This window comes from Massilia sp. 01N410 (assembly GCF_056399665.1).
In genome coordinates, this window is record NZ_JBFTRV010000019.1 from 86,592 (window position 1) to 100,369 (window position 13,778).

Below are 13,778 nucleotides of genomic sequence, written 5' to 3' on the forward strand. Positions count from 1 at the left end.
CCTCCCTGTGCCGCCTCATTCCTTCCGCCATACTGGTTTCGTGCAGCCATTACCCGATGCCGCCGTATTTGTCCAAATCGGCTTTCATAAAACTAAAGGGTGCCTGGGGAGTGAACATGGATATGCTTACGTTTTTCGGCGCGGTTCCCGGAAGGGCGAAATGCCTGCTGTCGACGGCATTTTCGCTTTTGCTGGCCATCCTGTGTAATTTTGCACAGGCGCAAACGAATCCTTTACAGGTAACGGTCAAGGGAGTCGATCCCAGCGGCGCGGTTACCGAGGTAAAGAGTTATCGCTGGACCATCGAGCAGGACGTCAGCAAGGACTCGGTGCCCGGGCAACACGCGACGCGCGACAATTATTCCTTCAGCTTTCACTCCAGTTACATGCCGGTAATTGCGGCAGGAAAAACCGTCGACGGTACGCCACTGACAGGGAATGACTGTACCGCTACCGACTCGGTAGCGTGCCTCGACCCGGACCGCAAGTACATGCCGCTCCCGAAACTGGATCCGGCCAAGCGCTACTACATCTCGATCCTGCCGGATGACGGATACGCGATGGGCGGCGCGGCGATTCCCGCCGGCGCCAGCTCCGTCACAGTTTACGTGAATAAATATCCGCTGCCCGCGGCGCAGATTTCGGTATTCGTTTTCAACGACAACAGTCCCTTGAATGCCGCCCCCGACCTGCCGCAGGAACAGGGACTTGCCGGCTTCACCATCCTGCTGACGGAGGCCGGCGGCACCTATGGCGCCTCGGGCGGCCAGGTCACGCAGGATGCCTTCGGCAACCCCCTTGGCACGACCTACAAGACTGCCTGCGCGGCCGGTGAAACGGCGGTGGCAGGCTATTGCTATGATGTTGGCGGAAAGCCGGTGATGCTGGTGCGCGGCAGCGGGATCATCAAGTCGGGCCCCGATGGCGTGGCGAATATCCGCAACCTGTTCCCCGCAAAATATACGGTGCAGGTGGTGCCGCCGACCGGCACCGACTGGCAGCAGACCACCACCATCGAAGGTACCAAGGGCGACGACGCCTGGGTTCGAAATGGCGAACCGCCGTTTTTCCAGGAATTCGGCCCCCCGGGGCATCATGTCTTCACCGGTTTCACGCACAAGGGTTTCCTGGCCAAGAACGGAACGACGCCGGTCCTGAACGGCAATGCCACCATCACCGGCAAGATCGTCAACATCCATAATTCGCGGCCGCCGGACTACAGCTTCCATGACGGCGCACCGTTTCCGGGATGCTGGGTCGGACTGAACGAGTCGACCGGCACCCGGCGCGCCCTGTATGCGACGCCCTGTAATGCCGACAGCACCTTCTCGATCCCGAAAGTGCCGGCCGGCACCTGGGAACTGGTGGTATGGGACGAGGCGCTGGACCTGATCATCGCCACGGCGCCGGTCACGGTCGCTCCGGGCGCCACGAGCTTGGCCTTGGGCAACGTCCCCGTTTTTAACTGGTTTGCGCGCTACGAAGGCAAGGTGTTCTACGACACGAACGAAGACGGTTTCCCGGACGCGAACGAAGTCGGCATCGCCAACCAGGTGATGAATATCCGTTTTCGCGACGGCAGCATCTACCAGTCGACCCTGACCGACTCGAAGGGCGAGTTCAAGTTCAACGAATTCTTCCCGTTCTTTAACTGGATGATCGGCGAGGTCGATTATTCCCGCTTCAAGGCGACCGGCGCGACGATCGTCGTCGACGCCGGCGGCGCGGTGCCGGCCCATAACGGCTGGACGACGCCGTCCTTCAACCGCCTCACGCCGCAGCTCTACACCTGCACCAAGGAAGACGTTACCGCGAATTCCGCCGGTAGTCCCACCCTGTGCCAATCCGAAGGCCAGACCATGCCCTACCGCGTGGAGCAGGGCGTCGTGCTGTTGGAGGGCATGCAGGCTTTCCTGGGTCAGACCAACCATATTGAATACGGCAAGAAAGCCTATGCCGGTCAGGAAAATGGCGGCATCGCCGGCATCGTCCAGTATGGCATCACGCGGGCGGAAGACGATCCGAAGAATGCGACCGCGGAAAACTGGGAGCCGGGCATCCCGCGCGTGCAGGTCAACCTGTATCTGGATTGCGATGGCGACGGCAAGCCGGACAAGCCGGCAGCGGCAAACAACGGCACCTGCAGCGAGAGCGACGGTTCCAATCCCACTCTCAGCAGCAAGGGTTATGTGTACGACCCGCCCGATGTCGACAATTACCCGTTCTGCTGGCGTGACCCGGCGTCCTGCAATTCCGCGGTGCCGCTCAAAGGCCCGGAAGACGTCAAGCGCAGCAGGAGCGGTGGCGCAGACGAGTTCAGCTACGGCGACGTCGTCAAATGGGGCGCCGATCCCGACAACAATGGTCAGCCCTATGTCGGCCTCGGCAAGACCGACGGCTGGGACGACGCGCTGCCTTCCGAATGCCCGGGCGACAAGTACAAGGTGCCGTATGGCCCCGATGCCGGCAAGCCGCTCGACTGCTATGACGGCTTGCGGAACTGGAACCAGGCCCGTCCGGCGGTGTTCGATGGCGGCTATGCCTTCGGCAGCGTGGCGGGCCAGGCCAACCTGCCGAACGTGAAGTATGTCGTGGAAGCCGTCGCGCCCCCGGGATATTTCCACCAGGGTAACGGCGACAAGAACGTGGTGTTCGGCGACGTCATCACGCCGACGCCCCAGGCCGAGCCTTTCCCCTGCGTCGGGCGCGACCTGCCGGTGCCGCAGTACCTGACCCTGTTCCCGGACCAGCAGCAGTCGAATCCGATGTACAAGTCTGCCGGCCAGACCTGGAAGAAGTGCGACATGAAGCTGGTGGACATGCAGCCGGGCCGCAATCCCGCGCCCAACTTCTACCTGTACACGGAAGCGCCGGTCGCCGGCCATGGCGTCGGCTTCATCCTCGACGACCTCTCCAGCGAGTTCGACGTGAATGCGCCGACCTTCGGTGAAAAGCATGCGCCGCCGCACTTGCCCGTCTCACTGCTCGACTGGACCGGCCGGGAGGTCGGCCGCGTGTACGCGGACGAATTCGGCTCCTTCAACTTCCTGGTGCCGTCGACCTTCACGATCAATCCGCCGTTCCCATCCGGCGTCTCGCCGAGCATGATGACCTCGTGCATGAACTCCCCGGGACCGATCCCCGACCCGAGCGGCGCAAGGAATTCCGACGGCAGCCCGAAAATGGTGATCGACCCGTACTTCGACCGCCGCTACAGCCAGTTCTGCTATACCTTCCAGTACCTGCCGGGCAAGACGACCTACCTGGATACGCCGGTGGTGCCGGTGGCGGCCTTCGCCGGACCGTCCCAGAACCCGGTCGACTGCGAATTCGCCGACGGCGTGCCGATGATCTACAGCGTCACCGGTAACGGCAACAGCGGACCCTGGGTCCCGGCAACGGGCACGCGCACGCTGACCATCGTCTCGGCCGGCAGCATGGACGTGCTCAACCCCTACTATGATCCGAACGACGGTTCGCCGCGTCTCATCAAGCGCGACTTCGGCTTCGGTGCGCCGAACGCGGGCAACAAGGTCACCCTCAACGGCGTCGAACTGCCGGTGGTGGGCAACTGGGCCAACGACGTGCTGGTCGTGACGGTGCCGGCCAACGCCGTGACCGGACAGCTGCTGGTCTACCGCGCCGGCGTGGTCTCGCCGGTCGGCCTGACCGTGACCGTGGGCGGGGCGACCCCGAAATACGTGCCCGCCGGCGGCAGCATCCAGGCCGTCATCGACGCGCCGACCACCAACGACGGCGACCTGATCATCGTTCCGCCAGGAATCTACAATACGCCGGTCATCGTCGACAAGAAGGTGCAGCTACAGGGCTGGGGCGCCATGTCGACCATGATCAACGCCGCCAAGCTGGCCAACGACACGCTCAAGAAATGGCGCAAGCTGATCGACCGCAAGATCGACGCCACCCCGGCCAGCCCGCCGGTCATCGATCCGGACACCGGCGTCAACACCCTGAACGCCGGTCCGAACCGCACCTTCGACCTGCTGCCGGGCCAGTCGCTGGGCGGTAACCTCAGCGAAAACGAACCGATCCTGTTCGGCGCCGACGAAGCGCCGGGCATCCTGGTGGTCGGCAAGGCGGCATCGAGCGGAAGCGGCAACGGTCACTTCAACGCGACCAATCCGGCCCGCATCGACGGCTTGACCGTGACCGGCGCCGACGGCGGCGGGGGCATTCTGGTCAGCGGCTATGGCCGCAACGTGCAGATCGCGAACAACCGCATCGTCGGCAATTCCGGCACCTACGCGGGCGGTATCCGGATCGGCCACGTCGACCTGCTCGACCAGAACAATACGGCCTACGGCGGCTACACCGATTCGGTCGATCCGAATGCGAACATCCACCATAACTGGGTGGTGCAGAACGGCGGTACCGAGGCCGGCGTCGGCGGCGGCATCAGCCTGGGCAATGGCGCCAGCAATTACCAGGTCGTGAACAACCATGTGTGCGGCAACTTCAGCCTCGGCCACGGCGGCGGCGTGGCGCAGCTGGGCCTGGCCGACGGCGGGATGATCGCCAACAACCGCATTATCTTCAACCAGGTGTTCAACCAGTCGGCCAATTCGACCGGCGGCGGCGTCTTCATCGGCGGCGCGCCACCGGTGGATGCCGGCGCCCTGTCGGCCGGTACCGGTTCGGTCAGCCTGCAGCAGAACCTGATCCAGGGTAACAATGCGGGATCCGGGGCTGGCGGCGGCGTACGGCTGGCGCAAGTCAACGGCCTGGACGTCAGCCGGGCGCCCAACAACGAGAACAGCTGGAACAGCGTCACGATGGTCAACAACATCATCGTCGACAACGTCTCCGGCTATGCCGGCGGCGGCGTGGCGATCGTCGATGCGCTCAAGGTGAATGCCTCGAACAACACGATTGCCTTCAACGACACGACGGCCACCTCGCAGGAAGCCTTCGCCCATCCTGGCGACCCGCAGTCGAGCCCGCAGCCGGCCGGCCTGGTGTCGCAAGGCAGCAGCGCCGGCCTGGTCGCCGCCATTCCGTCCAACAGGCGCAACCAGTACCTGTTCTCCAAGCCTGTTTTGACCAACAACATCCTCTGGCACAACCGTGCCGGTTGCTGGGCCATCACCGGCACCGGGGCAGGTGAGTTCGGACTGTTCGACGCCGCCGCGAATGGCGGCTGCAACACCGCTTCGCCGATGGGCTCGAATCCGGTCTACGTCGACCTTGCCGTCATCGGCAGCGCGAACCAGGGAAGCTTCGGCGCCAAGTACGTCGACAGCGGCAAGGACAAGCTGAGCCCGGATCACAGCATCCTGTCGGCCCTGCTGGGAACCGGCGGCTACGACAACAACGGCAACCTGGCGGTCGATCCGCTGTTCGTGGCGAACTACGCGAACGGCGACCGCAAGCCGACGCCCTTCATTCCGGGCTTCTCGACGACGATCGATACCGCCGCGACCAGCGACGAGGGCGGCAACTACATCGATATCCGCTACGGCCCGCTGACCCTCTGGAACTGCATGGGCAGCGACGGCAAGGTGAAATCGCCGCAAAGCGCCGCCAACTGCAGCCTGTTCGGGGACTACCACCTGCAGGCATCCTCGCCGGCGATCGACAAGGGCCTGAGCCGTACCGGGTCGAACGGCGTGCCGGCGGTCGACTACGACGGCGAAACCCGGACCGCATCGAAGATCGACATCGGGGCCGACGAGGTCGGCGGCGGAAGCTCGGGGCCGCCGGCGGCGGCGCCGCAAGTGGCCCTGCTGGACAACTTCAACCGCGCCAACGCCAATACCCTTGGCGCCAGCTGGAATCAGGCGGTGCTGCTCGGCGCCGCCGCCATCCGGGTGAACAGCCAGCAGGCGGCCAGCGCGCTGCTGCCCGGAACGGCGTTCTGGAGTGCGCAGTTCGGCGCCAACCAGGCTGCGGCCCTGACCCTGGGGGCTGGTACGCTCAACGGCGTCGGCTTGCTACTGAAGGCATCCGGCAACTTCGTGCTCGGTACGTATCCCAGCTACGTAAGGGTCCGCTACAACGCCGGTTCGATCCTTGTCGACACCACCACCACCGGCGGCCTGTCGTTCGCCAACACCGCGACGCTCGCCAGCGGCGTGACCCTGGCGGCCGGCGACACGCTGCTGGCCCAGTGCACCGGCGCCGGCGTCGTCAACGTGTGGAAGGTGCAGGCCGGGGTGCCGACCCTGCTGGGAAGCGCGACCCTGCCGACGACCGGAACCACCGCTTTCGTTGCCGGCGCCGGACGGATCGGCATCACGGAGCCGGGGAACGCCCGGATCGACGACTTCGCCGGCGGCACCGTGCCCTGATGCCAACTGGTCCCATGTGAAGGAGCGTATCGTGAACGTGAAGATCATCAGCAAACTCGGTGGGCCGGCCTTGCTGGCGGCCCTGGCCGCCCTGCCCGGGGCAGCCCGGGCCGGCGTATTCGTGCAGTGCCCTGGCGATACAAATGGCGACGCCAGGTGGACCGGCAGCGAAGTCCGTCCTCCGAACACGGTGTGCAAGCACCTGACCGGCGGCGACGGCTTCGTCACCATGGCGGACGGGCGCCAGATGTATACCTTCGGCTTCGACGAGGTGACCGGCACCCTGGCCAAGGATGTGGTGCTGAACCTGGCGCGCGCCAATTTCGTGGCCCCGCTGATCGAGCTGAACGAAGGCGACAAGTTCTACCTCACGCTGAGCAATGTCGGCATGGTGGCACGCCCGGACCTGTTCGACACCCACAGCGTCCACTTCCACGGTTTCGCCAACCAGGCGCCGATCTTCGACGGCGTCCCGGAAGGGGCGCTGACGGTCAACATGGGCGCCAGCGTGACCTACTTCTACAACCTGAACGAGCCCGGCACCTATATGTACCACTGCCACGTCGAGGCGACCGAGCACATCGAGATGGGCATGCAGGGCCAGCTGTTCGTCAAGCCGAAGCAGGACGGCACCAGCAAGACCTACAAGGGCAAGACCTACAACAAGTTCGTGTACAACGACGGCGACGGCTCGACCGGCTACACCAAGGCCGTCGCCCTGCAGCTGACGGCATTCGACACGGCGACCCACGAAGCCGATTTCGGGATCCAGCCAATCCCCTTCAACCAGATCAAGACCATCTACCCGATGATCAATGGCCGCGGCTATCCGGACACGGTGAATCCCAATCCTCTGCCGCCGACCCAGGTCGACCCGTATACGGCCGGCACCACCTTCCAGTCGCAGAAGACGACCGCGCTGGTGACGCTGAACCGCAGTACCGAAGGTTCGCGTCTGCTGCTACGTCTGTCCAACCTGGGGGTGGCCGACTACTACACGGTCACCGCGCATGGCCTGCCGATGACGGTGGTCGGCGCCGGCGCGCGCCAGCTGCGCGGGCCCACCGGCAAGGACCTGTACTACGACACGGCCTCGGTCACGCTCGGCGGCGGCGAGTCGGTCGAGGTGATGATCGACGCTTCATCGGTGCCGGCCGGCACCTATTTCTTCTATACGACGAACCTGAACTTCCTCAGCAATAACGAGCAGGACTACGGCGGGATGATGACGGAGATCGTGATCACGGGAGATGCGACATGAACTTCGCCAACATCGCGCGGCGCGCGGCCGCGATCGGCTTCAGCATCGCCGCACTGGCCGGCAATGCCCAGGCCAAGATCGACGGCATCAGCGGCAGCGGAGCGGGAACGCCGGCCAGCCCGCGCACCTTCAACCTGGTCGCCACCGACGCCAGCCTCGTGACCGGCGACGGCAACACCGTCTATGCCTGGGGCTATGCCGACGCCGCCACCGGGATCATGCAGTATCCCGGGCCGACGCTGATCGTCCAGCAGGGCGACACGGTGACCGTCAACCTGGTCAACCAGCTCCCGGTCGAGGGCCTTCCGGTGTCGGTCGTCTTTCCCGGCCAGATCGGCGTGACCGCGGCCTGCGCGGCGCCGGCGCCGGCCTGCGCGGACGGTGTCCTGACCAAGGAAGCGGGGCGCAATGGCAGCGTCAGCTATACCTTCGTCGCCGGCCAGCCGGGAACCTACCTGTACCACAGCGGCTCCCAGCCGTCGCTGGAAGTGGAGATGGGCCTGCTCGGCGCGCTGATCGTCCGCCCGGCCGGCTTCGATCCGTCGGCGAAGGCCACGCGCAAAGCCTACAACCAGGCGGGTACCGAGTTCGACCGCGAGTTCCTGCTGCTGCTGACGGATATGGATGCGGCCATGCACGACACCGTGGCGAGCCAGGTGCGCAACCACCAGCCGGTCAACGTCGACACCGCCAGCTTCTTTGCCACCATGTGGTTCATCAACGGCCGCAATGCGCCCGACACCCTCTTGGGGGCCGGCGTACCCTGGCTGCCGAACCAGCCGTACAACGCCGCGCCGATCATGCACCCCGGCGACAAGGTCCTGGTGCGGGAGCTCAACGCAGGCCGCGACCTCCATCCTTTCCACCATCACGGCGCCCACATGCAGCCGCTGGCGCGCGATGCGAGGGTGCTGGAAAGCGCGCCCGGCAGCGGCCCGGACCTGGCCTCGCCGGACTTCACGATCCGCAGCATCCCCGGCCAGACCGCCGACCTGATCTTCGAGTGGACCGGCAAGGGCATCGGCTGGGACATCTATGGCACCGACAATGCCCATACCTGCGTGCCTGACGCGAGCGGATACAGCCCGACTCACGAATGGTGCGCCGACCACGGCAAGGCTTTCCCGGTCATCCTGCCGAACCAGCAGGACGTGGCCTACGGCGAGTACTACAGCGGCAGTCCCTACCTGGGCAAGTTCGGCGTCCTGCCGCAGGGCCACCCCGGCCTGAGCGAGAACGGCGGCTATTTCCACATCTGGCATTCGCACAATGAAAAAGAAATCACGACCAATAACGTGTTTCCTGGCGGGATGAAGACCTTCCTGATCATCGAAGCACCCGACGTCGCGATCACTGAGTGAGGGGGCGGTCATGAAAGAGAATCGACTGATGCGGGCCCGGACCGCGGCCGTGCTGCTGGCGCTTGCCGGACTGGGCGGTTGGGGTTCCGCGAGCGCGGCGGAGTACTGGCTGCAGACCGGTACCACGACGATCGCCGGCGTACCGATGTGGGGCTATGCCTTGTGCGGCACGGGCAGTGCGGCGCCGACCGGCTGCACTGCGCCGGTCACGGTACCCGGTCCGGCCCTGAACGTGCCGCCGGGGGAAGGGTTGGTCGTCCACCTGACCAATACGCTGCCCGAACCCAGCTCGCTGGTGATCGCCAGCCAGGTCAAGCAGGAGGGCATGCAGCCGGTCTGGTTCGAACCCGATGGCGGCGCGACCTATACCGGCGCGCGGCCGGCCGGCAACACGACGGCGCGTGTACGCTCCTTCGACCGCGAGGCGGCGCCGGGCGGCGGCACCGCCACCTATACCTGGACCAGCGTCCGCCCCGGCACCTATCTGTACAGCAGCGGCACCCATCCGCAGGTCCAGGTGCAGATGGGCCTGTACGGCGCGATGACCAAGGATGCCGGCACCGGCAGGGTCGCCTACAGCAGCGGCGGCACCAATATCGTCTACGCCAACCAGGTCACGCTGGTCTACAGCGAGATCGACCCGGCGATGCACGCGGCGGTCGCGGCCGGCACTTATGGCGGCAGGGGCGGGCCCGGCAGTACGCTGGAATACCAGCCGAAGTATTTCCTGATCAACGGTACGCCGTTTCCGGGCCAGGGCCTCGATCCGCTCGATATTCCGACCCTGGCGCCCGGTTCGCCGGGGGTGCCGGCGGGGAGCAACCTGCTGATCCGCTTCGTCAATGCGGGTCTGAAATCGCACGTGCCGACGATCAATGGCCAGTACTGGCAAGTGGTGGCGGAAGACGGCAATCCGGTACCCTTCCTGGGCAATCCGCGCCAGCAATACACGGCCTTCCTGCCGCCGGCGAAGACGCTGGACGTGCTGCTCAAGCCGGTGAGCAGCAGTACCCAGGATACGCTCAGGTTCGCCGTGTTCGACAGCCGCTTCTACGATACCAGCAACGGCAACCCGAACGGCGGCATGCAGTTCCGCCTGGCGGTGGCGCCCGCGGTCGCGGCGCCGCCGGTCTTCGATACGGCGCCGGTGACCACGGCGACCGTCGGCCAGCCCTACACCTATGCCGCGCATGCCACCGGCAGTGCCGGACATGCCGTCCAGTACAGCCTGAGCGGCGCGCCGGCCGGCATGAGCGTGGCGCCCGCAACCGGCTTGGTCAGCTGGCCGGCGCCGGTGGCCGGCAGTTATGCGCTGACCCTGCGCGCGACCGACCAGGTGGCGCCGACCCTGTTCGCCGACCAGGCCTACACCCTGGTGGCGGCCGCCGGGACGGGTGACGCGCCGGTCGCGGTGGCCGATACCTACACGGCGATCGCCCACGCGGCAAGCGCCGGCAACCAGTCCGTCGCGCCCCCGGGCGTGCTCGCCAACGACAGCGCTTCCGGCGGGCAGGCGCTGAGCGCCGTGAAGATCAAGGAATGCACGGTCGTCAACGGCAACTGCAACACCAGCTCGAGCCGCGTCACGGTCAATCCGAACGGCAGCCTTGCAATGAGCTCGTCGACCGCCACCAACGAAGTGCGCGTCACCTATCGGGCCCAGACGGGCAGCGGCGCGGCGGCGCGGCAGAGCGCCGACACGCTGGTGACGATCAAGGTCATCGATAACCGGGCGCCGGTGGCGGCGGCGGATGCCTTCGATGCGCCACGCTGCATCGTCCGCGTCGGTACATCCGGTTCGACCTGCCGCACCTTTGGTAGCGGCGCCTATGTGCCTGTGGCGCTGGCCCCGGCGGCGAACGACACCGACCCCGACAGCGCCACCATGGACGCGGCCAACCAGTTGCCGCTGGCAGTGGCGCGGGTGCGGCAGCCGGGCAGCGGAGGCAGCGGCGGCTCCAGCAGCGCGACCAGGCAAGGTGGCACCGTGACGGTCAGCGGGGCCGGCGTCACCTATGTCCCGCGCTGGAACTTCACGGGGTCAGACACCTTCGAGTACCGCGTCAAGGACCGTCTCGGCAAGGAGTCCGGCAGCACCAACAGCACCGGCTGGGCCGTCGTGACGGTACAGGTCAACTAGGAGGCTGCCATGATCAAACGCCACCTTTTCCGCCGCTGGCTCGCCGGCGCCGCCGGCGCGGCGGCGCTGGCGGGATGTTCGACGCCGCCGCCGGCTGTGCCGGCCGCCGCCGTCAGCGATCCGGCCCTGGGCGAATCGCTGGGTATCGCGGTTCACGGCCTGCACCTGTCGGCCCACGGCTACATCCTCGACCTGCGCTACCGCGTCACCGACCCCGCCAAGGCGGCCGTGCTGCTGGACTCGAAGAGGAAGGTCCAGCTGCTCGACCCGCGGCGCGGCGCCGCGCTCGGCATCCCCGAATCGCCCGTCATCGGACCCATGCGCCAGACCGCGCGCAATCACGTCCTGTACCAGGACCGGGATTATTTCGTCCTGTTCGTCAATCCCGGACATGCCGTGCGGGCCGGCGAAACGGTGCAGCTCGCGGTCGACGGCCGGCCGCTGGCGCGCCTGACGGTCGAATAGGAGGCAGCGATGAAGACAGCGATTCGAGCCGCCCTTGGCGGTGGCATGCTGGCGGCGCTGCTGGCGCAGCCGGTGGGGGCGGGGGTGCTGACGCCCGAACTGGCCGCGAAGCTGGCGGAACACAAGGCGGCGGACATGCTGCCGGTTATCATCCAGCTGCCCGACCGTGTCGACCTGAGCGCCTTCAAGGTGAACGACCGCCGCAAGCGCGACAACGCGGTGGTGAAGGCGCTCAAGGCCAAGGCCGGGGCCGGGGCCGCCACGCTGGGGCCGATCCTCGCCCAGTTCGGCGTCGCGAATCCGCAGCAACTGTGGATCATCAATGCGGTGGCGGTCACGCTGCCGGTTTGGGCCGTGCAAGAGCTTGCCCGCAACCCGCGGATTGGCCGGATCGGCTATGACGGCGCGGTACTGTTCGCGAGCGTGCCGAAGGCCGCGGCGGCGCCGTCCGGCAGCTGGAACCTTGACGCGGTCACGGCGCCGGCCCTGTGGGGAATGGGGCTGAACGGCGGCGGCGCGGTGGTCGCCAGCCTGGATACCGGGGTCGATGCCGCCCATCCGGACCTGGCGGCAAGCTGGCGCGGCGGCACCAACAGCTGGTACGATCCCTATGCCCAGCACGCCACGCCCTACGACTTCAGTGGGCATGGCACCCAGACCGTCGGGCTGATGGTGGGCGCCTCCGCCAGCGGCACGCCCATTGGAATGGCGCCGGGTGCGCGCTGGATCGCGGCAAAGGTATTCGACGACAGCGGGACGGGAAGCCTGAGCAAGTTTCATCTCGCCTTTCAGTGGCTCCTGGATCCCGACGGCAACGTGGCGACCCTGGACGCGCCGGACGTGGTCAACGCTTCCTGGGGCCTGAGCGGGCTTGCGCCGGGCAGCTGCAACACCGAGTTCGCGGGCGACATCCAGGCGCTGAAGGCGGCAGGCATCTCGATCGTATTCGCGGGCGGCAATGGCGGGCCGGATCCGGCGACCAGCGCCAGCCCGGCATCGAACCCGGGGGCGATCGCCGTCGGTTCCCTCGATGCATCGCTGGTGCTCGATCCTTACAGCAGCCGCGGCCCTTCGGCCTGCGACGGCGGCGTGTATCCGAAGCTGGTCGCGCCGGGCGTCAACGTGGTCAGCACCGACCTGTCGTTCGGCGGCATGCCTTTGTACGCCACCGTCTCGGGCAGCTCCTTCGCCGCACCGCACGTGGCCGGCGCCCTGGCCCTGCTGGCGGGGGCGTTTCCGGCGGCGCCGCTGTCGACGATCGAAACCGCGCTGGTCGACAGCGCACGTGACCTCGGCGACGCGGGCCCCGACAACCAGTACGGCTATGGCGTCGTCGATGTCGCCGCGGCGCGCGAGCTGCTTGCCGCGCGCGTCGGCGGCGGTGCCCCGGTCATCACCTCGACGGCGCCGGCCTCGGTGATGGTGGGGGAGACTTACGTCTACGCGCTGCAGGCCAGCGACCCCGAGGGCGGCAAGCTGGCCTATGCGCTGAAAACCGCCCCGGCCGGGATGGCCATCGATGCCGCCACCGGCGTCATCAACTGGGTCCCGACCCTTCAGCAGGTGGGCACGCAGGGCGCCGTGGCGCAGGTCACCGACCCGTCCGGATTGCAGGCCACGCAAGGCTTCTCGGTCACGGTGCTGAAAGCGAACAGCGCCCCGCTGGCGGGCGCCGACAGTTATACGGTCGCCGCCAACGCGATCCTCTCGATTGCCGCACCGGGCGTGCTGGCCAACGACCGCGATCCCGACGGCGACGCGATCCGGGCCTTCCCGGTGACGGCACCGGTGCACGGGTCGCTCGTGCTGAACGTCGACGGCAGCTTCCGCTATACGCCGGCGGCGGGCTACAGCGGCGCCGACAGTTTCAGCTACCGCGCCGCCGACGCCTCGGCCAGCAGCTCGCCGGCGACGGTGAGCCTGACGGTGCAGGCGGCCGCCAAGGCCCCGCTGGCGGTGGCGGACAGCTACACGGCGCCGGTCTACCGCAGCGCACCGTATGCGGCGCGGACGCTCACCGTGCTCGCCAACGACAATGCGAATGGCGGCACGATCGCACCGTCCACCCTCGCGATCGTGAACGCGCCCGCGAAGGGCGGCAGCGCCAGGGCCAACAGCGACGGCAGCATCGCCTACACGCCGGCGCTCAGGTTCAGCGGCACCGAAACCTTCACCTACCGGGTGAAGAATACGCAGGGACAGTGGTCGAATACCGCCACGGTCACCGTCAAGGTCCAGTGAGG

Annotated in this window: 6 protein-coding genes; all 6 read left to right on the forward strand. The window is 66.8% G+C overall.

Going from position 1 to position 13,778, the window contains the following annotated elements; all coding sequences use genetic code 11:
* Window positions 1-491 precede the first annotated feature (491 nt).
* Genes AC1DOP_RS21930 through AC1DOP_RS21955 form a run of 6 tightly spaced genes read left to right on the forward strand, consistent with a single transcriptional unit; the run spans window position 492 to window position 13,776 of the window.
* Window positions 492-6,308: a choice-of-anchor Q domain-containing protein gene (locus AC1DOP_RS21930; RefSeq protein WP_477253348.1), complete on the forward strand. Its 5,817-nt coding sequence runs from the start codon at window positions 492-494 to the stop codon at window positions 6,306-6,308.
* Window positions 6,309-6,339: 31 nt separating this feature from the next.
* Window positions 6,340-7,569 carry a multicopper oxidase domain-containing protein gene (locus AC1DOP_RS21935; RefSeq protein ID WP_442123257.1) on the forward strand — a complete coding sequence of 410 codons (1,230 nt, stop codon included), beginning with the start codon at window positions 6,340-6,342 and terminating at the stop codon, window positions 7,567-7,569.
* A complete protein-coding gene (locus AC1DOP_RS21940) occupies window positions 7,566-8,930 on the forward strand; it encodes a multicopper oxidase domain-containing protein (RefSeq protein ID WP_477253350.1) in 1,365 nt (454 codons plus the stop codon). The genes AC1DOP_RS21935 and AC1DOP_RS21940 overlap by 4 nt, the downstream gene beginning before the upstream one ends.
* A 10-nt stretch (window positions 8,931-8,940) precedes the next feature.
* A complete protein-coding gene (locus AC1DOP_RS21945) occupies window positions 8,941-11,070 on the forward strand; it encodes an Ig-like domain-containing protein (protein ID WP_477253352.1) in 2,130 nt (709 codons plus the stop codon).
* Window positions 11,071-11,079: 9 nt separating this feature from the next.
* Window positions 11,080-11,535 (forward strand): hypothetical protein, encoded by a 456-nt coding sequence (locus tag AC1DOP_RS21950; RefSeq protein WP_477253354.1) that lies wholly within the window; start codon window positions 11,080-11,082, stop codon window positions 11,533-11,535.
* A 9-nt stretch (window positions 11,536-11,544) separates the two neighbouring features.
* On the forward strand, window positions 11,545-13,776 hold the full coding sequence (locus tag AC1DOP_RS21955) for a S8 family serine peptidase (RefSeq protein ID WP_477253356.1): 2,232 nt from the start codon (window positions 11,545-11,547) through the stop codon (window positions 13,774-13,776).
* Window positions 13,777-13,778 lie beyond the last annotated feature (2 nt).